Below are 20,263 nucleotides of genomic sequence, written 5' to 3'. Positions count from 1 at the left end.
CCGTCGGGGGGGGGGGGGGGGGGGGGGGGGGGGGGGGCCGGGGGGGGGGGGGGGGGGGGGGGGGGGGGGTGTGTGGGGGGGGGGGGGGGGGGGGGGCCCCCCCCCCCCACGACCCTGTCCGTCTGGTGCTACTTCGCCGTCGCGATCGCGTCGTCGAGCGCGGTCTGCATCTCCGCCTCCACCGACTTCGTGTACTCGGCGGCGGTCACCTCCCCCCGATAGACGCTCGCCACATTCGACGAGAACACGTTCCACCAGTCGCCGTTGTAGGTGAAGGTCTGAGTGGGTCGGTGGCCGACCTCCTCGATGATGCGGATGAACTGCTGCTTGTTGGCCGGCGGCTTGTCCATCGCCAGGTATTCGTCGTTCGTCATGTCGATGAGGTTGGGGACCGCCTGGCCCTTCTCCATGTTCGTGCGCTGCGCGTCTTCGTTGAAGGCGAGGAACGCGGCGAGGTTCTCGGCGTCTGTGGGGTTCTTGCTCGCCTTCGACACCGCGAAGCCGACACCGCCGTACCAGGTCGCCTCCGACGAGGTGGGCGTCGGGACGGGCCACGGCATGAGGTCCCAGTCGAATGTCACCTCGTCCCAGAACTGCCCCTGGCTCCACGGGCCGATTCCCATCATTCCGATCTTGCCGTCGATGAACCGCTGGAAGCTCCCCAGCGAGCTCTCCTCCTCCGAGCTCGGCGCCACTCCCTCCTTGAGGGAGAGGTCGGCGACCCACTGCAGGGCCTCGACGAACTTCGGGTCGGTCACGGAGACCTTCGTGTGATCCGCGTTCAGCCAGTCGGCGTCGTTCGACCACACCGCGGACTCGAGCGAGTACGGGGCGGTGCCGTAGGTCTTGTCCGCGCCCTCCCCTGAGGTCAGCTTCTTGGCGTTGGCGACGAACTCGTCCCAGGTCCAGGGGACCTCGGGGTCGGGATCGGGGATGCCGGCCGCCGCGAAGAGATCCTTGTTGTAGGCGAGGGCGAAGGGGCCGATGTCCTTGGGCAGCGCGTAGATCGCCCCCTGCCCCGGCGTCGTGCCGTCGAACTTCCAGAGGTCGATCGCGTTCTTCCACACGTTGTCGGCGTCGAAGATCTCGTTGTCGGCGACGTAGTCGCTGAGATCGGCGATCACGCCGTTCTTCACGAGCGGCTGCAGGTTCTCGCCCACCATGTAGAAGACGTCCGGCGTCTTCTTGGCGGCGATCATGGTCTGCAGCTTGGTCTGGAAGTCGGCCGCGGGCACGCTGATGTAGTCGACCTTCACCCCCGGGTACTTCTTCTCGTACTGCGCGATCATGTCCTTGAAGACGTCGACCTCCTGCGGGGACCCCCACCCCATGAAGGTGACCGTGCGGTCGCCGGACTGCTCTCCCGAGCCCCCGCCGGAGCATCCGGCCAGAACCAGGGCGGTGGCCGCGACCAGAGCGACTGCTGCGGTGCGTGTTCTCATCTGCCTCTCCTGAATGTGTGAGGAGCCGCCGGTCTCCCTCGACCGCGGCGCTGCGGGTATCCGGCCTGGGAGGACCGGCGGGAACTGCTCTGTTCGGGACGCTAATGTATAGCGCTGTAAATGTCAAAGGATTCTTCCTCGCGTTCGGCCCTAAGATGGCGGAATGGCGACAGGCAGGTCCGGCGGACGGGTGCGATTGCAGGACGTGGCGACCCTCGCCGGCGTCTCGATGAAGACCGTGTCGAACGTCGTCCACGACTACGAGCACGTGTCGGACCGAATGCGCGAGCGGGTGCAGGCGGCGATCGACGAGCTCGGGTACCGCCCCAACCTCACCGCGCGACGCCTGGCGACGGGCCGCACCGGGATGCTCGCGCTCGCGATCCCGGAGATGGATCAGCCGTACTTCGCCGAGATCGCCCGCTGCGTCGGCGAGGAGGCCGGCCGCCGCGGCTACCGGATCATCGTGGAGCAGACGCTGAACGACGTCGAGGCCGAACGCGCCGTCATCCGCGACCGCGAGGAGGGACTGGTCGACGGGGTGATCTTCCACCCCGCCCGCATCGACACCCTCGAGATCGCGCGCCTGCGCCCCGACACCCCGCTCGTGCTGCTCGGCGAGGCCGCGCGCCCGCTCACCGCCGACCACGTCATGATCGACAACGTGCGGGCGGCCCGAGAGGCCACCGAACTGCTGCTCGCGACAGGGCGGCGCCGGATCGCCTTCCTCGCCTCGGTGCGCACGGAGATCGCGGAGTCGACGCACCTGCGCCTGCTCGGGTATCAGGAGGCGCTGATCAGCGCCGGCATCCCGCTCGACCCTGCGCTCGTGATCGAGAGCGACGGTTTCGGGATCGACGACGGCGTGCGCGCCCTGACCGCCGCGCTCGGCAGGGGCGTGGCCCCCGAGGCCGTCCTCTGCCGCGACGACCTCTTCGGGCTGGCCGCGATGAGGGCGCTGAGCAGCGCCGGACTGCGCGTCCCGGAGGACGTCTCGGTGCTCGGCTGGGACGACACGTCGTTGGCCAGGTACGCGACGCCGGCCCTGTCATCCGTGTCGCCGGACAAGCGCGCGATCGCGGCGTCGGCGCTCGATCTGCTCGAGGACCGCATGAACGGCTACGACGGCATCGGGCGCCACCTCCTCGCGCCGTACACGATCGCCGACCGCGGCACTGTGGCTCGACTGCCTCTCTGAGGCATCACGCTGAGGCATCGCGCCGACGCATCGGCGTCCATCACTGGATTGCATCTTTCTAGCGCTGCAAGTTTTGGATATGCTTCCTGCCATGCCACAGGAAAGCCTCGCGTCGGCCAGCAGCCAAGACGGCCGGTACCCCCGCCCGCAGCTCGTCCGCACCTCATGGGCCGATCTCTCCGGCCCCTGGCGGTTCGCCGTCGACCCGGATGACCGCGGGATCGCGGAGGGCTGGGCGCAGGATCCGGCGGAGATCGCCGGGGAGATCATCGTGCCGTTCCCCCCGGAGTCGCCCGCGTCGGGCATCGGCGACACCGGGCTCCATCGCGTGCTCTGGTACCGACGCACCGTTGCCGCTGCCGAGGTGGCCGAGGCAGGTCACGAGGGAGGCCGCACGCTGCTGCTGCACTTCGGCGCGGTGGACCACCGGGCCGACGTCTGGATCGACAGCGCCCACGTCGGAGCGCATGAGGGGGGCCACACGCCGTTCACGGTGGTGGTGCCGGAGAGCGCGGCAGACGGCTTCGACCTCGTCGTGCGCGCAGAGGACGACCCCCTGGACCTCGCGCAGCCCCGGGGCAAGCAGGACTGGGAGGAGCGGCGCCACGTCGTCTGGTACGACCGCACCAGCGGCATCTGGCAGCCCGTGTGGCTGGAGTCGGTGCCCGCCCGTCACGTGCGCAGGCTCACCTGGAGCACCGATCCGGATGCCGCCGTCGTGCGCCTCTCGGTCGAGCTCGACGGCCACCCGTCGCCGGGAACCCGACTCTCGGTGCGCATCACCCGCGGAGAGGAGGTGGCCGCGGCACAGGTGACGGAGCTCACCGGACCCCGCCAGACGCTCACGCTCTCCCTCCCCGCGCTGCGCAACGGCCAGGCACGGGATGCCTGGCTGTGGACCCCCGAGCATCCACTGCTGCTCGACGCGGCGGTGGAGCTGCTGCCGCCGCACGGCGATTCCGACCGGATCGGCTCGTACCTCGGCATCCGCTCGGTGGGGACCGACGGCGGCCGGGTGCTCGTCAACGACCGGCCGGTCGCCGTGCGCGCGGTGCTCTCCCAGGGCTACTGGCCGCAGTCGCATCTCGCGGCCCCGGACGCCGACGCCCTGCGACACGAGGCGCAGCTCATCAAGGACCTCGGGTTCACCTCGGTGCGCGTGCACCAGAAGATCGAGGACCCGCGCTTCCTCTACTGGACCGATCGCCTGGGTCTTCTCGTGTGGGCTGAGATGCCGAGCGTGTACGAGTTCTCCGCGCTCGCGGTCGAGCGGCTGGTGAGCGAGTGGACGGCCGTGGTTCGGCGGGACTCGTCGCACCCCAGCATCATCGTGTGGGTGCCGCTCAACGAGAGCTGGGGGGTCGACCGGATCGCACAGGTCTCCGAGGAGCGCGAGCTGGCCCGCACGCTCTACCACCTGACGAAGACGCTCGACGGCTCCCGTCTGGTCGTGTCGAACGACGGGTGGGAGCACACCCGCTCCGACCTGTTCACCGTGCACGACTACGAGAACGACTCCGCGGTGCTGCGGGCGCGCTACGGCACATCCGATGCCGTGCGGCAAACCCTCGACGGCATCGCCCCGAACGGCCGGCGCATGCTCGTGGGCACGCCGGAGGAGTCATCCGACACCGCCGGACGGCCCCTGCTGCTCAGCGAGTTCGGCGGCGTGAGCGTCGACCGCGCCGCCGATGGCACCTGGGGCTACCGGACCGTCGCCTCGGACGAGGCACTGGAGACGCATCTCTCCACGCTGTTCTCCGCGGTCCGGGACTGCGCCCCGCTGGCCGGATGGTGCTACACGCAGCTGACCGACACGGCGCAGGAGACCAACGGACTCACCGACGAGAACCGCGTGCCGAAGATCCCCGTCGATCGACTTCGGCGGATGATCACCGGCGGCGCCGAGCTGCCCGCCGCATCCCCCGTCTTCCACGCCTAGCCCCGCCCCGCGCTCCCGGCTTCTGAACTTCGGACGCATGTCGCTTTTTCGGACGATACCGCGCGGATCGTCCGAAAAACGGGTGATCGTCCGAATCTCGGATGCGGCGGTAGGCGGATGCCGGGTCAGACGCCGATGATGCGCGGAGGGGGCGGGGGCGCCAGCTGACGCCGCGGCACCCCGTGCGCCTCGCGGTGCAGGCGCTCCATGCGGCTGTCGAGCTCGGCCGCGGCATCCGCGGCATCCGTCAGGCTGTCGACGAGGTGCGAGGGCACCTGATTCGAGAACTTGTAGTAGATCTTGTGCTCGAGGCTGGCCCAGAAGTCCATCGCTATCGTGCGGAACTGCACCTCGACCGGCACCGACAGCGCCCCCGTGGAGAGGAACACCGGCACCTCGAGGATGGCGTGCAGGCTCTTGTACCCGTTGGGCTTGGGGTTCTTGATGTAGTCCTTCACGATCCGCACGGTGATGTCGTCCTGCGCGGTGAGCAGATCGAACAGCCGGTAGACGTCGGCGATGAAGCTGCAGGTCACGCGGACACCGGCGATGTCGGTGATCTCCTCGCGGATGCGGTCGAAGTCGGGCTCCTCGATGCCCTTGCGCGCGATCTTCTCCACGATGCTGTCCGGCGACTTCACCCGGCTCTTCACGTGCTCGATGGGGTTGTACGCGTGATCGTGGGTGAACTCGTCGCGCAGGATCGAGATCTTCGTCTCGACCTCGCGCATGCCGAACTCGTACTCGCGGAGGAAGCGCTGGAACTGATCCCTGAGCTCTTTCGCCTCGGTGATCGCGCTCTCGTCGACGGAAACCGTGCTCATGCTCACGACGCTACGCACTCGTGATCGGAAATCCCTGTGCATCGTCGATGAACGGCGCTCAGGCACCGGCGGTGCGCGACTCCGCGGTCAGCTCGATTTCGCCTCTCGCGTCGACGAGCTCCTGTCCGGTGACGAGGCCGGGGAGGCCACGGCCGAGACGCGTCGTGAACAGCAGCACGACGGACGCGAGGATGAGGAGGGACGAGATCCCGTCGAAGGCGTCGCCGAGCAGAGGCAGGGCCCCGATGCCGCCGATGCCCGCGGCCCAGCGCAGTGGACGGGTCAGCGCCGCCGGCATCCGCGACCCGGCGTAGCGCAGCTGCACCGCCAGGTCGCCCACCGACCGCCCGCTGATCAGGATGATGAGCAGCCACAGCCCTGACGCCGCCGAGATGCCCATCACCTCGGCGAGGCGTCCGTCGAGGACGGTCTGCCGATCGTGCAGGACGTACTCGAACCACAGCTGGATGACCACCGCGACGCCGTACATCACGAAGCCGTAGGCGAGGGCGTCGCAGAGCATCGCGATCGCGCGACGTCCGCGCGTCACGGGGCGCGGCTCGCCGGCATCCGCACGCACGCGCACGCCGCGCAGGGAACGCGGCACCACGAGCGCGAACACCGAGCCGAGCACCGCGCCCGTCGTGTTGGTCATCAGGTCGCCGACGTCGAAGAACCGGTAAGCGCAGGGGTACAGGCCCCAGACGCCGGTCAGCTGCGTGGTCTCGATGAGGAGCGAGAGACCGAACCCGACAGCGAGGGCGGTGGGGATGCCGCGGGCGCCGAGCACCCGCAGGAAGACCCCGAGCGGCACGAACAGCAGCACGTTGAAGACGAGCTGCAGCAGCGCGGGGTGGCGCAGCGGGTTGCCCGGCGCGGCGAGCGCCTTCTGCACGTCGCGCACGACCTCCATCGGGTCGGTGATCATGCCGACGCAGCGGATCGTCTCGGGGTCGGGCAGCGGCAGCAGCGTGTAGGTCCAGATCGCCCAGAAGTAGACGAGGGCGGCGAGCCAGAGCAGGGTGCGGCCGAAGCTCAGGCTCCCCCGGCGGCGGTAGCTGATCGCCACGAACGGCACGAAGAGCAGGATGCCGAATCCCACTCCGATCGCGATGGCGATGAACCCCAGAAACACTTGATCCCCCACGGGATCCCAGTCTATGTCGCCCCCGTAAGGATTCCGTTAGGGCAGCGCACGCGGGGCGTAGGGATTCCGTGAGGATGTCGTGAGGAGCACAGGGAGTGGCGTAGGCTCGCCCGACGTGTCAGACGAATCCCGGGAGAATCCGGACGCACCGCAGATCGCCAAGCGGATCCTCATCGGAGACCCGCTGACGAGCGAGCAGGCCGACAACCAACTGCTCCCCAAGCGCATGGCGCTGCCGATCTTCGCGTCCGACGCGTTGAGCTCGGTCGCGTACGGTCCGCAGGAGATGCTGCTGACGCTCGCGCTCGGCGGGCTGGCGTTCCTCACCTTCGCACCGTGGGTCGCCGCAGCCGTCGTCGTCCTGCTGATCGTGGTCGTGCTGAGCTACCGCCAGCTCATCAAGGCGTACCCGTCCGGCGGCGGCGACTACGAGGTCGCGTCGAAGAACCTCGGCGAGATCCCCGGAGTGATCGTCGCGGCCGCCCTCCTGGTCGACTACATCCTCACCGTCTCGGTGTCGATCGCCTCCGGAGTCGACAACATCATCTCCGCGGTCCCCGAGCTCGACCCGCTCCGGGTGGAGCTCGCGGTGGGCTTCGTCGTCCTCATCGTCATCGTGAACCTGCGCGGCGTGCGCGAGGCGTCCACGGTGTTCGCGATCCCGACGTACCTGTTCATCGGCTCGGTCGGCGTCATGATCGTCACCGGTCTCATCCGCACCTTCCTCGGCGACGCCCCCGTGGCCGACAGCGCCGCGTATCAGATCCAGGGCGAGCACCTCGCGGATGCCGCCATCATCCTGCTCATCCTGCGCGCCTTCTCGAGCGGATGCTCCGCCCTCACCGGCGTCGAGGCCGTGTCCAACGGCGTGCAGGCGTTCCGCGCCCCGAAGATCCGCAACGCCCAGACGACCCTGGTGATGATGGGCTCCATCGCCGCCCTGCTGTTCGCCGGTCTCACCGCCATGGGGCTCATCACGAACGTCCACTACGCCGAGAACGCCTGCGACCTGATCGGCTTCGACTGCTCGAAGCCGCAGCCCAGCGTGATGGCGCAGATCGCCGCCGCGACCTTCGGCGGCGGCAGCATCCCGTTCTTCATCGTGCAGGCGGCGACCGCCTGCGTGCTGCTGCTCGCGGCCAACACCGCGTTCAACGGCTTCCCGCTGCTGGGCGCCGTGCTCGCCCGCGACGGCTACGCGCCCAAGTCGCTGAACACCCGCGGCGACCGCCTCGTGTTCTCGAACGGCATGATCGTGCTCGGCATCGCCGCGATCATCGTGCTGGTGGTGTTCCAGGCGAAGCTCACGACCCTCATCCAGCTGTACATCATCGGCGTCTTCGTGTCGTTCTCGCTGGGGCAGATCGGCATGGTGCGGCACTGGAAACGGCTGCTGCGGCAGACGGACGGCAGCGTCTCGGCATCCGATCGCCAGGGCGCGAAGGTGGGCCTCGTCATCAACACGATCGGCGCGACGCTGACGGTCTTCGTGCTCGTGATCGTGACGATCACCAAGTTCACGCACGGCGCGTACCTCGTGTTCATCGCGATCCCGGTCCTGGCGTTCCTGATGCTGGGCGTGAAGCGGTACTACCGCGACGTCGAGCACGAGATCGCGATCGACGACATCACGAAGTTCGGCGCCACGGGAGACGTCGCGCTCGTCCTCGTCAGCAAGCTGCAGAAGCCCGTCGTGAAGGCCGTCGACTACGCGATCGCCGCCAAGCACGGCAAGACGATGGCGATCCACGTCGCCGTCTCCGCCGAGGAGGCCGCCGCGCTCCAGAAGGAGTGGGAGGATCACCTGATGCCGATCCCGCTCGTGATCGTGGAGTCGCCGTACCGCTCCTTCGCGCAGCCCATCGCCGGCTTCATCAAGAAGTACCGGGCGAAGCACGGATCGTCGGTCGTGACGGTCTACCTGCCGCAGTACATCGTGGGCCACTGGTGGGAGACGTTCCTGCACAACCGCCGGTCGAGGCGCATCGCCAACCAGCTGATGCTCATCCACGGCGTCTCCATCACGCTCGTGCCGTGGCTGCTCGACTCGTCGGAGCTCATCTACGGCCGCCGTTCGCGTCCGCTGCCGGGCCAGGAGCGCGCCGGTCGCCCCGTCGTCGTGAACGGACGACGCGCCCATCGCCCCGAGGGGCCGCCGTCGGAGGACCCGACGGCGAAGAAGGGCGCGAACGAGGCCTGAGGCTGCCGCCCGTCGCCCGACCAGTTGATTGAACAATCAGGGCAGCCTGTTCAGTTATTTGGTCAATAGGTCTAGAATGTTCAATGTAGTGGACAGTTCGGACACGGCGAAGGGCAGGGGACATGGCACAGTTCACCCTTCGCGACGCGATCGACCGGATGCCGTTCAGCCGATCGGAGCTGGCACGGCGGGCGGACGTGTCCCGGACCACCGCGCTATCCGTGAGCGAGGATCAGTCGCGCGCACGCGTGGACACCCTCCGCGAACTCGCACTCGCGCTCGGCTACGACCTGTCGATCGAACTCGCTCGCGCCAGCGACCCCCTTGCCGCGCTCGCCGCCCGCGTGGTTCTCGGAGAGCTCGATTCGCACAGCGACCTCGGTGCCTCGCCTGAGGAGCTTGCAGAGTGGGTCGACCGTCTCGGCCGGTACTCCGGATCCGGCGTAGATGGAGGAGCTCCTCTCCGCGTCATCAGGGAGGCCGCCCGTGTCTCCGGTGCGCAGAACCGGCCCGGTCGGGCGCTGTTCGCAGGTCGCAATGACGCGGATCGGCTCGTCTCCGCCGGACGCGCGTCCGAAGCACGTTGGGCGCTGTCCGGCTCCGCATCGCTCGAAGCCATGGGTGCGGGCCCCGGGAAGACCGTCGTGCTGTGGACGGACGACATCAAGAGCGTCTCCGATCTCCTCGTCGACACCCACCGACGAGTCCGACTCCACACCGCCGCCGACGTGATCGTCGCGCCTGCCCATCCCAGCGTGTTCGCGTCATCGACGACGTTCGACGACGTGAATCTCGTGAGCCCGCTGCAGGGGGTGATCGACTCCGTCGCCATCGGCGGTGTCGACGAGGAGATCGCCCTGTCGATCGCGTCAGGGTGGTGAACGATGAGCGATTCTCCCGCTGAGAAGCCCCCGTGGAACCCCAAGGGGCTCGGGTACGTCCGCCGACCGGGCGCGGCCGACAGATCCGGGTTCCTCGATACCGATACGACCGCGTTCGACGACGGACTCACCTCCGCCGAGAGACGCGAACTCCTCGGTATCGACTGGGACTGGGCGAGCATCGACACTGCTGTCATCGGCGGCACCGGTGTCGTCGATCGCGCGCTCGCCAGATTCCGGGCGAACCTTCCCGTCATCGTCTGGGACGCGGCCAGACTCGAGGGGAACAACTTCACACTCCCTGAGGTGCAGACGCTCCTCGACGGCGTCACCGTTGAGGGCAAGCGTATCGAGGACCAGGATCAGATCCTCGATCTCGATGCCGCATACAAGGAGCTCGATCGATTCGTGACCTCCGGTCGATTCGCTGTGGACAAGGCAGTGTCCGACCGCCTGCACGGACTGGTCGCCCGGCACGAGGCGATCGAGGCGGGCCACTTCCGCGGGCAAGGCTCCGTGAACGGAGGAGGATCCGTGCGCCTGTCATCCGGCGGCACCGTCGAAGGACGCGAGCATGGAGAAAGCGGGGCGCTTCTGATCGAGGCGTTTCAGGACATCCAGGACTATCTGGCCGGGATGCGGGATCCTCGCCAGCAGGCACTGGTCTACGCGGCCGCGGCGACCAGGCACCAGTTCTACTTCGACGGCAACAAGCGCACCGCCAAACTCATGGCCTCGGGGATCCTGATGTCGGCCGGGTTCGACGCGATCTCCGTGCCGTACTCGCGGTTGTACGAGCAGAACGTCGCTCTGGATCGACTGTTCGCCACCGACGACGCGACGTCATACATGCGCCTGCTCGCAGACTGCGCGCGCTGACTGGACGCGATCATTGCACGCTCGATGCCCAGCGGGGCGACGAGGCCGAGCACCAATGCCAGGCGCCGATCGCGTCCGCTACCCGGCCAGAGCACGCGAGTCACCCCTTCGTCGCGAACGGCTCTGTGTCCGATGTTCGCGCCATCGACCTAAGCTAGGCGAATGTCGTCGTCGCGCACGGAGATCTGGCCCGTAGTCACCAAACGGCTCCTCCTCAGACGCTGCGAGATCGACGACCTGGATGCGTTGTGGGAGTGGCGCCGACTGCCCGAGGTGAATCACTGGCTCAGCAGCGCGCCCGGCACGCTCTCGGTGTTCCGCGAACACTACTCCGCCTCTGATCGCCTCGACTCGCTCTACGTCATAGAGCTGCTCCCCGATGAGCGCGGCGGTGCCCCCGCGCTCATCGGAGACTTCATGCTGCGTCTCGAAGACGGTTGGGCGCAGTCGGAGGTCGCAGGTGCCGCCGAGAATGTGGAAGCCGAACTCGGGTGGGTGCTCGACCCGGCGTATGCCCGACGCGGATTCGCGACCGAAGCGATGCGCGCAGTCATCAATGTCTGCTTCGGAGAGCTCGACCTGCGACGAGTGCACGCGGGGTGTTTCGCCGACAATGAGCCGTCGTGGCGACTCATGGAGCGACTCGGGATGCGACGCGAGGAGTTCAGCCGGAAGACCGCGCTCCATCGTTCGGGAGTGTGGCTCGACGGCATGAACTACGGCCTGCTCGCCGAGGAGTGGCTCAGCCAGCGACGAGGCTGAGCACCAGCGCCGCGACGACCACGGTCGGCACGGCCACCGCTGCACCCCAGAGCATGAAGCGGCCCCAGCGGATGTCGACGCCGAGGGAGACGACCCGGTGGTGCCAGAGCAGGGTGGCCAGTGACGCCCACGGGGTGATGAGCGGCCCGAGGTTCACGCCGATCAGCAGAGCCATGAGCGCGACGGGTCCGTGCGCGGAGGGTTCGAGGATCAGGTAGGCCGGGAGGTTGTTCACGCCGTTCGCCGCCACCGCTCCCGCCGCCGCGAGCCCCAGGAGTTGGCCGGGGCCGTCACCCGACGACGCGAGCGCGTCGAGGAACCCCAGGATGCCCTGCGCGTGCGCGGTCTCCACCAGCACGAACAGCGCACCGGCCAGGCCGAGCGCACGCCACGGGATGAGTGACAGGCGCAGCACATGCCTTCGGCGGACGGCGAAGAGGACGACGAGGGCGCACGCCGCGGCCGTCGCGGGGATCCAGACCTCCGTCATGACGGCCAGCAGCGGCATGAGCACGATCAGCACCCCGGTGGCGCTCCAGAACAGGATGCGGTCGGAGGGCGCGCCGCCCGTGGGCACGCGGTAGGCGGCGAACAGCGTGCGGCGATGCGCGACGGTGAGGATCGCGACCGGGATCGCGATGCCGACGAGCGTGGGCGCCCAGCTGAGCGCAAGGAACGCCCCCGGATCGCCGCCCATGCGCTGCGCGGCGAGGAGGTTGGTGAGGTTCGAGACGGGGAGCGCGAGGGATGCCGTGTTCGCCAGCCACACGGTGGCGAGGGCGAACGGCAGCGGGCTCACCCCGATGCTCTGCGCCAGGACCACCACGACCGGGGTGACGATCACGGCGGTGGTGTCGAGCGACAGGAACACCGTGCTCACGACGGCGAGCGCCACGACGGCGGCCCACAGGCCGATCACCCACCCTCGACCCCAGCGGGCGAGATGCTGGGAGAGCACGTCGAACACGGCGGCATCCCTGGCGAGCTCGGCGACGACCGTGATCGCGATGACGAAGCCCATGACCGGCGCGACGCGCAGTCCGAGCGCCTCGGCGTCGTTCGTCGGGAGGAGCCCCGTGAGCACGCAGACCGCCGCGACGGCGACGAGCGCGAGGATGATCACCGTCCCCGCGCTGATCCGTCGAGTCGGTGCGCCCACCTCGCGAGTGTAGACCTCCTCAGCGCGCCTCGAGAACGCCGCCCAGGATGCCGGCCGCCTCGGCGAAACGGGCCGGATCGGCGCTCGCGTAGTTGAGCCGCACGAAGGGCCCGGACGGCTCCGCGGGGAACCACTCGGCGCCGGGGGCGACGATCAGTCCGCGGAGCTCGCACTCGCGGGTGACCTGCCCCACGTCGGACCCCTCGGGCAGCCGCACCCAGAGGTTCAGCCCGCCGACGGGCACGGTCTCGACGGTCGCGAGCGAGGCGTGCTCGGCGAGGCACGAGAGCATCAGGTCGCGCCGGGAGCGCAGCTGCTCGCGGAGGCCGCGGAGGTGCGTGCGCCAGCCCGGCTGCGTCACGACCTCGAGCGCGGCGACCTGAAGCAGACCGCTGACGTACATCGATCCCGCGGCACGATCGCCCAGGATGCGCTCCCTGGCCGGTCCTCGCGCGATCACCGCCGCGACGCGGAGCGCCGGCGACACGCTCTTCGTGAGCGATCGCAGGTACACGACGTGTCCGTCGTCGTCGAGCGCGGCGAGCGGACGCGGCTCCGCATCGATGCCGAGATCGTGCGCCCAGTCGTCTTCGATGAGGAAGGCGCCGTGTCTCCGCACGCTCTCCAGCACCGCGTGCGCGGTCTCCGCCGGCCACTGCGCGCCGGTCGGGTTCGCGAACGTCGGCTGCGCGTAGAACGCGCGGGCTCCGGTCTGCGCGAACGCCCGCTCCACGGCATCCGGGTCGGGCCCCGCCGGTCCCGAGGGGATCGGCACCAGCACGACCCCGGCCTGCTCCGCCGCGAGCATGGCGCCCCAGTAGGAGGGCGACTCGATCAGCAGCGGCCGGCCCGGCCCGACCACCGCGCGGAAGATCGAGCTCAGTCCGCTCTGGCTGCCGGAGATGATCAGCGCGTCCCGCGCCGCCGCCGGGGTGACACCGGCAGGGGCGGATGCCGCGAGCTCCCCGGCGAACCACGCCTGCAGATCAGGGACACCCGCCGCCGGCGCCCTGGTCATCGCGATCTCGGTGCGGGAGACGCGCGCGAGCGCCTGACGCACCAGACGCTCGGGGAGCAGCTCGACCGCGGGATACCCCGCGTGCAGTCCGATCGCGTCGGGGGCGGCGACGCGCTGCGCCGATGCGAGCGCTGACGTGCGGTTCGGAGGAGCGCCGAGGGCTCCGGTCTGCCAGCCGTAGTCGACCGACCGCGCCGCGCGCACGGCGCGCACGAACGTGCCGACGCCCGGCCTCGACTCCACGAGCCCCAGGCCCACGAGCCGGCGCATCGCCTTCTGCACCGTCACGGGGCTCGCGCCGTACTCGGCGGTCAGCGCGCGGTTCGACGGCACCCGGGCCCCCGGAGGGGCAGCGGCGATCCATCCGCGCAATCCGGCGACGATTCGGTCGGTGCTATCCTGACTCATGAAAGATCAGAGTAGCGTTATCCTCGATCAGCCGAAAGCGCTATCCTCGCGCGCCGGCCTCTGGTGGGGTCTCCTCGGCATCCTCGCGTTCTCGTTCACGGTCCCGTTCACCCGCATCGCCGTGGGCGGCCTCTCCCCTCTCTTCATCGGCGCCGGACGCGCGGTCGTCGCCGCCGGACTCGCGGCGATCGCGCTGGCGGCGACCCGACAGCATCCGCCGACCCGTTCGCAGTGGGCGCGCCTGGCCGTCGTCGCCGGCGGTGTCGTCGCCGGCTTCCCGCTGCTCACCTCGTTCGCGCTGACGACCGCCCCCGCCGGACACAGCGCTGTCGTGATCGGCCTGCTCCCCGCGGCGACCGCCGTCATGGTCGTGCTGCGCACGAAGGAGCGACCCGCGGCATCCTTCTGGGTCTTCGCCATCCTGGGCGCGGCCGCCGCCGTCGCCTTCGCATCGCTGCAGAACGGCGGTTTCGGCGGGCTGCAGTGGTCGGACCTGCTGCTGTTCTGCGCCGTGCTGGCCGCGGCGATCGGATACGCGGAGGGCGGCCTGCTCGCACGCGAGCTCGGCTCGTGGCAGACGGTCTCGTGGGCGCTCGTGCTCGCCGCACCGCTGATGATCGCGCTCACCACGGTCTCGGTCGCCGCCGATCCTCCGAATGCCACGCCCGTCGAATGGCTGGCCTTCTCCTACCTCGCCGTCGTGAGCATGTTCCTCGGCTTCTTCGCCTGGTACCGCGGCCTCGCGATCGGCCCGATGGCGCAGGTCAGCCAGGTGCAGCTGGCCCAGCCCGTGATCACGATCATCTGGGCGGCGCTCCTGCTGCACGAGCAGATCGGCTGGGCGACCGTGCTCGGCGGTCTGGCCGTGATCGCGTGCGCCGCGCTGGCCGTGCGCACCCGGCTCACCCCCACCCGATCGACCGAGGAGTCCTGATGCGCCACACGCCCCGCTACCTGATGACCGACCAGGAGGAGGTCAAGCGGCTCATCCGCGGCAACCCGTGGGCGACGTTCGTGTCGCCGGCATCCACCGGCCTCGTCGCATCGCACTACCCCGTGCTGCTCGACGAGGACGAGAGCGGCATCGTGATCGCCAGCCACTTCGGCCGACCCGACGAGCAGCTGCACGAGCTCGGCGCGCACGAGGTACTCGTGATCATCCAGGGACCGCACGACTACGTCTCGCCGAGCCTCTACGAACCGGGAGACCTGGTGCCCACCTGGAACCACGTGACCGCACATCTCTACGGCACGCCCGTGATCCTGGACGAGGAGGAGAACTACGCGATGCTCTCCCGCCTCACCGACCACTTCGAGCAGCACAGGGCGCACGGCCGCAGCCTGAGCGACGACGAGGAGGGCACGCGCCGTGCGGCCAAGGGCACGGTGGGCCTGCGCATGCGGGTCACCCGGTTCGACGCCAGGGCGAAGCTCAGCCAGAACAAGCAGCCGGAGGTGCGCGAACGCATCACGCGGCGGTTCGATGACACCAACGGCCCGCTCGCCGAAGAGATGCGGCGCATCCAGGGGTGACCGCGCGGCATCTCACCCGTCGCGGCGTGCGTCCCGTGCACGGCGCGGCTGGCGGGCGTCCTCCTCGATGCTGAGCATCCGCACGCGGGCGCTGCTGCGCTGGCGCGGGAGCCTGCGCAGCCGTGCGGCGCGCAGACCCCGCCAGCGGCCGGTGAGCAGCTGCACGTAGAGGGTGGCGACTCCGGCGATGAGAAGACCGCACAGGTTGACGAGGAGCTGGATCGCCGAGCCCCGCGCCTCGTCCCAGGCGCCGACCGCGAGGGTGAGCCCGATCGTGCCCACGGCCGGCACCGTGGTGATCGAGATGAACACGCCGACGAGCGCCGACGACTTCGCCGTCGTCAGGGAGAGCACCCCCGCGATCCCCGCGAGGATGGCGATCACGAACGACCAGGCGTCAGGGGCGACGATGAACTCCGTCGCGGTTCCCGTCGTCGCCTGCGCGAACGTGATCACGCCGAGTCCGTAGAGGAGCGCCCACACGGCCCAGGCGATCGCCGCGCACGCCGCGAAGCCGCCGAGGAGCGTGCCCAGAGCCGGCGCGACGATCCCCCGGCGACGGCGCACGAGCGCATAGGAGATCGCGGCGAGGGGAGCGAACTCCGGTCCGACGACCATCGCCCCGATGATGAGGATCGGCTGATCGAGGATCCGGCCGACCCCGGCGATGAGCGTCGCGAGCAGCAGGAAGACGAAGAACGAGACCGAGGGCCGGGCATCCTCCTCGGCGTGGCTCGCGAGCTGCGCCCACAACACGCCGTCGGCGGGATGCCCCGGCGCGACCTTCTCCGCACGATCGGCCGCGTCGGAGACGACGACCAGCGGCTCGGACACCACGATGCCGCCCTCCTCCGGCACGCCGAGGTGCCGGAGCGAGCGCATGATGTTGTTCGCGTTCTCCCTGGTCATCTCGAACAGGATCACGTCGCCGTGACCGTCGAGCGCGGCGCCGGGGACCACGATCAGCCCGCAGACGGTGGGATCCTGCGCGAGGCTCTCGCGAACCTGTGCGGAGAGCGGGCGGGCGACGCTGACGCGGACGGAGAGCATGCCCCTATTGTGCTCGCCTCGGCCTCACCGCGCCGCGACGGCGAGCGCATGCGCATACGCCGCCCGCCACACGCGGTCGAATCCGGCACGGTCGCTCACGCCCTGACGGCAGGCGACGGCGGCGTCCTCCAGCGCCTCCGCCAGGGTGTCGAGGCGGCACTGCCGCGCACGCTCGTCGGCCGTGTCGTCGCCGAGCCCCGATCTGCTCGACGAGAGCGTGATCGTGCGGCTCCGGATGCCACGGGAGCGACGGGAGAGGAGGATGCCGACGGGCAGGAGCACGACGGCGAGCGCGATCGCAGCGAGCAGGGGAGGCGCACCGACGGCGCACAGGGCCACCCACGCGACGACGCTGCCGCCGAAGGACAGTGGCGCGTACAGCCGGTTCGCCTCGGCCAGCCGGCGCTCGGCATCCGAGGAGTCGGGCGGATAGATGGCCAGCACGCAGGCGACGGTGCCGTAGTGGCTCACGCTCCGCGACAGGTGCCCCCACCGCGGGACGCGGGCGACCGCGGCGGGGGCGGGTGCGGGTGCGGTCGTGAAGCGGGGACGGTGGATGAGGGACATGCCATCCACACTCCTCCGCGCGCCATCGCGAGGCGCGGATCCAGACGGAACCCGAACGGCTCCCTCCCGTTTCCATGCGGAACGGCAACACGAAGGGCCTACAGTTGCGTCCGTGACCAGGAGCAACCGCCTTTCGCTCGCCCCGCTGTACCTCGCCGGATTCACCACCGCCTTCGGCGCCCACGGCGTCGCATCCGTGCTCGGTTCCGAGTCGGAGGACATCGGCTTATCGCTCCTGGCGTTCGGGCTCGTCCTTGCTCTCTACGACGTCGCCGAGGTGATCCTGAAGCCGGTCTTCGGCGCACTCAGCGATCGGATCGGGGTGCGTCCGGTGATCATAGGCGGCCTCATCGCCTTCGCGCTCATCTCGACCGTGGCGATCGTCACGACGACTCCGCTCGCCCTCGCGCTCGTCCGACTCGGGCAGGGCGCCGCCGCCTCCGCCTTCTCGCCGGCGTCGTCCTCGGCGGTCGCCCGACTGGCCGGAAACGACCTGCTGGGACGGTACTTCGGCCGATACGGCTCGTGGAAGAGCGCCGGATACCTGCTCGGCCCGATCCTCGGTGTCCTGCTGGCTCACACCGCGGGGATCGAATCGGTTTACGTCGTTCTCGCCGTTCTCGCTGCCGCCTCAGCCCTCCTCGTAGCCATGCGGATGCCGCGGCTCGCACCGCTTCCGAGGGCGCGGAGCACGATCGCCGATCTCGGCCGCCAGCTCCGCGATCCGTCCTTCCTGATCCCGACCGCCGTGCTCGCCACAAGCACCGCGATCCTCGGAGTCGCGGTCGGCTTCCTCCCCCTGCTCGCCGTGCAGATGGGTCTCCACCCCCTCATCGGCGCTGCTGCGGTCGCAGTCGTCGCGCTCGCGTCGGCCGTGCTGCAGCCTCTCATCGGGAGTGCACGAGACCGCGGCACCATCGCAACCGGCACCGGCACCGGCGTGGGGCTGGGGGCCGCTGTCATCGCTCTCACGATCATCGCGTTCCTCCCTTCCGTCGTGACGCTGTTCCTCGCATCGGTCCTGATCGGTGCGATGCTCGGAATCGTGACTCCGCTCGCGTTCGCCCACCTCGCCGCGACCACGGCGCCCGAGCACATGGGGCGCACGATGGGCAGCGCTGAACTGGGCCGCGAGGTCGGCGATGCTGCAGGTCCGCTGCTGGTCGGCGCCGTCGCCACCGTGGCGAGCGTGCCGATCGGCCTCCTCGCGCTCGCAGGGGTGGCCGGAGGCGTCGCCGTGACCGGCCGCGTCCTGACACCGTCGAGGCGGCGGCGCACCTGACGAACTCGTATCGCGTCGGAGAGCGGATGCCGTGAGCATCCCGCATGCGTCGACCTGGACGCCGTAGGGGAACCGTGAGGATCGCGGCGGCGCCCCTCGCACAGGAGTTTGATCGACTCTCGTGCTCGACATCATCTACATCGCGCTGACTCTCGCGCTGTTCGCCCTCGTCTCCCTCGTGGCCAAGGGGGTGGAACGACTGTGATCTTCTTCGAGATCGCCGCCGCGGCTCTCGCCGTGGCCGCCGTCGTCTACCTCGTGGTCGCCCTCGTCGCCCCGGAGAAGTTCTGATGGGCGGGGAGATCTGGTTCGGCGTCGCACAGGCGGTCGCCGTGATCGTGGTGCTCGTGCTGCTGTACCGCCCGCTGGGCGACTACATGGCGCACGTGTTCAGCACCCCCAAGGATCTGCGCGTCGAGCGCGGCATCTACCGCCTGATCGGCGTCGACTCCTCGTCGGAGCAGACGTGGCGGGCCTACCTGCGGGGCGTCCTCGCGTTCTCGGTCGTCGGACTCCTCCTCGTCTACGGCCTGCAGCGGCTCCAGGCGTTCCTCCCCGAATCGCTCGGCCTTCCGGCCGTGCCGGAGGGACTCGCGTTCAACACCGCGGCATCCTTCGTCGCCAACACGAACTGGCAGTCATACTCGCCCGAGACCACGATGGGCTACACCGTGCAGCTCGCCGGTCTCGCCGTGCAGAACTTCGTGTCGGCCGCGGTCGGCATCGCCGTCGCCGTCGCACTCGTGCGCGGATTCGCCCGCCGCGGCTCCACGACGATCGGCAACTTCTGGGTCGACCTCATCCGCGGGCTCGGGCGCATCCTGCTCCCGATCGCGCTGATCGGCGCCGTGGCCCTGATCGCCGGAGGGGTCATCCAGAACTTCGCCGGCTTCACCGACGTCACCATGGTGTCCGGGGGCGCGCAGACGATCCCCGGAGGCCCCGTCGCCTCGCAGGAGGCCATCAAGCTCCTCGGCACGAACGGCGGCGGCTTCTTCAACGCGAACTCCGCGCACCCCTTCGAGAACCCCACCGGGTGGACGAACCTGCTGGAGATCCTGCTCATCCTCGCGATCCCGTTCGCACTCCCCCGCACGTTCGGACGCCTGGTCGGCGACGACCGGCAGGGGTACGCGATCGCCGCGGTCATGGGCACGATCTTCCTCGTCTCCACCTTCGCGCTCTCGGCACTGGAGCTCGCCGGTCGCGGCAGCGCCCCGGAGCTCGCCGGAGCGGCGATGGAGGGCAAGGAGCAGCGCTTCGGCATCCTCGGCTCCGCCCTGTTCGGCAGCGCATCGACCCTCACCTCGACCGGGGCCGTGAACTCGATGCACGACTCCTACACGGCGCTCGGCGGCATGATGCCGATGCTCAACATGATGCTCGGCGAGGTCGCCCCCGGCGGCGTCGGCTCTGGTCTGTACGGGATGCTCGTGCTCGCGATCATCGCCGTGTTCGTCGGTGGACTGCTCGTCGGCCGCACGCCGGAGTACCTCGGAAAGCGCATCGGCCCGAGGGAGATCAAGCTCGCCAGCCTGTACATCCTGGTCACGCCGACCCTGGTGCTCGCCGGCACCGCGCTGAGCTTCGCGATCCCCGCCGTCAGGGCGGACGTCGAGGCCACGAGCATCTGGAACCCCGGGGTGCACGGCATGAGCGAGGTGCTCTACGCCTTCACCTCCGCCGCCAACAACAACGGCTCGGCGTTCGCGGGGCTCACCGCGAACACCCCGTGGTTCAACACTGCGCTGGGCATCGCGATGCTGCTCGGCCGGTTCCTCCCGATCGTGCTCGTGCTGGCGCTGGCCGGCTCGCTCGCCGCTCAGCAGCACGTGCCGGAGACCTCCGGCACCCTGCCCACCCACCGGCCGCAGTTCGTCGGCCTCCTCATCGCCGTGGCGGTCATCGTCACCGCGCTCACCTACTTCCCGGTGCTCACCCTGGGCCCGCTCGCCGAAGGACTCGTCTGAC

The 20,263-nt window shown here is 69.6% G+C and carries 18 protein-coding genes; 11 read left to right on the top strand and 7 right to left on the bottom strand.

Annotation, left to right across the window (positions count from 1 at the left end):
- Positions 1–128 precede the first annotated feature (128 nt).
- Positions 129–1,442 carry a sugar ABC transporter substrate-binding protein gene (locus ACFY5A_RS06955; RefSeq protein WP_341940552.1) on the bottom strand — a complete coding sequence of 438 codons (1,314 nt, stop codon included), beginning with the start codon at positions 1,440–1,442 and terminating at the stop codon, positions 129–131.
- A gap of 163 nt (positions 1,443–1,605) precedes the next feature.
- Here ACFY5A_RS06955 and ACFY5A_RS06950 point away from each other — a divergent pair, with 163 nt between their 5' ends.
- Together ACFY5A_RS06950 and ACFY5A_RS06945 are read left to right on the top strand one after the other, a co-directional pair.
- Positions 1,606–2,640: a LacI family DNA-binding transcriptional regulator gene (locus ACFY5A_RS06950; protein ID WP_387232638.1), complete on the top strand. Its 1,035-nt coding sequence runs from the start codon at positions 1,606–1,608 to the stop codon at positions 2,638–2,640.
- A gap of 91 nt (positions 2,641–2,731) precedes the next feature.
- Positions 2,732–4,582, top strand: a complete 1,851-nt coding sequence (locus ACFY5A_RS06945) for a glycoside hydrolase family 2 TIM barrel-domain containing protein (protein ID WP_387232635.1) — start codon at positions 2,732–2,734, stop codon at positions 4,580–4,582.
- 125 nt (positions 4,583–4,707) lie between these two features.
- On the opposite strand, the gene ACFY5A_RS06940 is transcribed toward ACFY5A_RS06945, so the two are convergent.
- Positions 4,708–5,406, bottom strand: a complete 699-nt coding sequence (locus tag ACFY5A_RS06940; protein ID WP_105673243.1) for a GTP pyrophosphokinase family protein — start codon at positions 5,404–5,406, stop codon at positions 4,708–4,710.
- 58 nt (positions 5,407–5,464) lie between these two features.
- Entirely contained in the window at positions 5,465–6,553 is a 1,089-nt protein-coding gene (locus tag ACFY5A_RS06935) for a VanZ family protein (RefSeq protein WP_387232632.1), read from the bottom strand.
- Between the two features lie 226 nt (positions 6,554–6,779).
- Between ACFY5A_RS06935 and ACFY5A_RS06930 the strand changes: the two genes are divergently transcribed.
- From ACFY5A_RS06930 to ACFY5A_RS06915, 4 genes are all read left to right on the top strand, one after another.
- The gene (locus ACFY5A_RS06930; RefSeq protein ID WP_341942599.1) at positions 6,780–8,753 is read left to right on the top strand and encodes an APC family permease; all 1,974 of its coding nucleotides are present in this window, start codon (positions 6,780–6,782) and stop codon (positions 8,751–8,753) included.
- Between the two features lie 122 nt (positions 8,754–8,875).
- The gene (locus ACFY5A_RS06925) at positions 8,876–9,634 is read left to right on the top strand and encodes a helix-turn-helix domain-containing protein (protein WP_387232629.1); all 759 of its coding nucleotides are present in this window, start codon (positions 8,876–8,878) and stop codon (positions 9,632–9,634) included.
- Positions 9,635–9,637: 3 nt separating this feature from the next.
- Entirely contained in the window at positions 9,638–10,513 is an 876-nt protein-coding gene (locus ACFY5A_RS06920) for a hypothetical protein (RefSeq protein WP_387232626.1), read from the top strand.
- Positions 10,514–10,675: 162 nt separating this feature from the next.
- Positions 10,676–11,275, top strand: a complete 600-nt coding sequence (locus tag ACFY5A_RS06915; protein WP_387232623.1) for a GNAT family N-acetyltransferase — start codon at positions 10,676–10,678, stop codon at positions 11,273–11,275.
- On the opposite strand, the gene ACFY5A_RS06910 is transcribed toward ACFY5A_RS06915, so the two are convergent.
- A complete protein-coding gene (locus ACFY5A_RS06910) occupies positions 11,256–12,434 on the bottom strand; it encodes an SLC13 family permease (protein WP_387232620.1) in 1,179 nt (392 codons plus the stop codon). The genes ACFY5A_RS06915 and ACFY5A_RS06910 overlap by 20 nt on opposite strands.
- A gap of 19 nt (positions 12,435–12,453) precedes the next feature.
- Positions 12,454–13,860 (bottom strand): PLP-dependent aminotransferase family protein, encoded by a 1,407-nt coding sequence (locus ACFY5A_RS06905; protein WP_387232617.1) that lies wholly within the window; start codon positions 13,858–13,860, stop codon positions 12,454–12,456.
- Here ACFY5A_RS06905 and ACFY5A_RS06900 point away from each other — a divergent pair.
- Together ACFY5A_RS06900 and ACFY5A_RS06895 are read left to right on the top strand one after the other, a co-directional pair.
- On the top strand, positions 13,859–14,794 hold the full coding sequence (locus ACFY5A_RS06900) for a DMT family transporter (RefSeq protein ID WP_387232614.1): 936 nt from the start codon (positions 13,859–13,861) through the stop codon (positions 14,792–14,794). The two genes, ACFY5A_RS06905 and ACFY5A_RS06900, sit on opposite strands and share 2 nt — an antisense overlap.
- A complete protein-coding gene (locus ACFY5A_RS06895; protein WP_387232611.1) occupies positions 14,794–15,393 on the top strand; it encodes an FMN-binding negative transcriptional regulator in 600 nt (199 codons plus the stop codon). The genes ACFY5A_RS06900 and ACFY5A_RS06895 overlap by 1 nt, the downstream gene beginning before the upstream one ends.
- A 12-nt stretch (positions 15,394–15,405) precedes the next feature.
- Here the strand turns inward: ACFY5A_RS06895 and ACFY5A_RS06890 are convergent, their stop codons facing one another.
- Positions 15,406–16,443: a DUF389 domain-containing protein gene (locus tag ACFY5A_RS06890; RefSeq protein ID WP_341940560.1), complete on the bottom strand. Its 1,038-nt coding sequence runs from the start codon at positions 16,441–16,443 to the stop codon at positions 15,406–15,408.
- Between the two features lie 24 nt (positions 16,444–16,467).
- A complete protein-coding gene (locus tag ACFY5A_RS06885) occupies positions 16,468–17,010 on the bottom strand; it encodes a DUF6611 family protein (RefSeq protein WP_387232607.1) in 543 nt (180 codons plus the stop codon).
- Positions 17,011–17,122: 112 nt separating this feature from the next.
- Between ACFY5A_RS06885 and ACFY5A_RS06880 the strand changes: the two genes are divergently transcribed.
- The 3 genes from ACFY5A_RS06880 to kdpA all read left to right on the top strand — a co-directional run bounded on the left by ACFY5A_RS06880 (position 17,123) and on the right by kdpA (position 20,262).
- Complete coding sequence (locus ACFY5A_RS06880) at positions 17,123–18,292, top strand: MFS transporter (protein ID WP_387232604.1); 1,170 nt, start codon at positions 17,123–17,125, stop codon at positions 18,290–18,292.
- A gap of 201 nt (positions 18,293–18,493) precedes the next feature.
- Entirely contained in the window at positions 18,494–18,583 is a 90-nt protein-coding gene (locus ACFY5A_RS06875) for a potassium-transporting ATPase subunit F (RefSeq protein WP_105673176.1), read from the top strand.
- Positions 18,583–20,262, top strand: a complete 1,680-nt coding sequence (gene kdpA / locus ACFY5A_RS06870; protein WP_341940563.1) for a potassium-transporting ATPase subunit KdpA — start codon at positions 18,583–18,585, stop codon at positions 20,260–20,262. Before ACFY5A_RS06875 ends, kdpA begins: the two co-directional genes overlap by 1 nt.
- Position 20,263: the final 1 nt, after the last annotated feature.

This window comes from Microbacterium sp. NPDC012755 (genome assembly GCF_042901325.1).
Lineage (GTDB): Bacteria > Actinomycetota > Actinomycetes > Actinomycetales > Microbacteriaceae > Microbacterium > Microbacterium natoriense.
This window is presented reverse-complemented; position numbering and strand designations above follow the sequence as displayed.

Bases quoted from the DNA above. Each gene is read 5' to 3' on its own strand.
- ACFY5A_RS06945 (WP_387232635.1), top strand. From the start codon at position 2,732: ATGCCACAGGAAAGCCTCGCGTCGGCCAGCAGCCAAGACGGCCGGTAC.
- ACFY5A_RS06885 (WP_387232607.1), bottom strand. From the start codon at position 17,010: ATGTCCCTCATCCACCGTCCCCGCTTCACGACCGCACCCGCACCCGCC.
- kdpA (WP_341940563.1), top strand. From the start codon at position 18,583: ATGGGCGGGGAGATCTGGTTCGGCGTCGCACAGGCGGTCGCCGTGATC.
- ACFY5A_RS06955 (WP_341940552.1), bottom strand. From the start codon at position 1,442: ATGAGAACACGCACCGCAGCAGTCGCTCTGGTCGCGGCCACCGCCCTG.
- ACFY5A_RS06915 (WP_387232623.1), top strand. From the start codon at position 10,676: ATGTCGTCGTCGCGCACGGAGATCTGGCCCGTAGTCACCAAACGGCTC.
- ACFY5A_RS06890 (WP_341940560.1), bottom strand. From the start codon at position 16,443: ATGCTCTCCGTCCGCGTCAGCGTCGCCCGCCCGCTCTCCGCACAGGTT.
- ACFY5A_RS06905 (WP_387232617.1), bottom strand. From the start codon at position 13,860: ATGAGTCAGGATAGCACCGACCGAATCGTCGCCGGATTGCGCGGATGG.
- ACFY5A_RS06940 (WP_105673243.1), bottom strand. From the start codon at position 5,406: ATGAGCACGGTTTCCGTCGACGAGAGCGCGATCACCGAGGCGAAAGAG.
- ACFY5A_RS06900 (WP_387232614.1), top strand. From the start codon at position 13,859: ATGAAAGATCAGAGTAGCGTTATCCTCGATCAGCCGAAAGCGCTATCC.
- ACFY5A_RS06920 (WP_387232626.1), top strand. From the start codon at position 9,638: ATGAGCGATTCTCCCGCTGAGAAGCCCCCGTGGAACCCCAAGGGGCTC.
- ACFY5A_RS06950 (WP_387232638.1), top strand. From the start codon at position 1,606: ATGGCGACAGGCAGGTCCGGCGGACGGGTGCGATTGCAGGACGTGGCG.
- ACFY5A_RS06925 (WP_387232629.1), top strand. From the start codon at position 8,876: ATGGCACAGTTCACCCTTCGCGACGCGATCGACCGGATGCCGTTCAGC.
- ACFY5A_RS06930 (WP_341942599.1), top strand. From the start codon at position 6,780: ATGGCGCTGCCGATCTTCGCGTCCGACGCGTTGAGCTCGGTCGCGTAC.
- ACFY5A_RS06895 (WP_387232611.1), top strand. From the start codon at position 14,794: ATGCGCCACACGCCCCGCTACCTGATGACCGACCAGGAGGAGGTCAAG.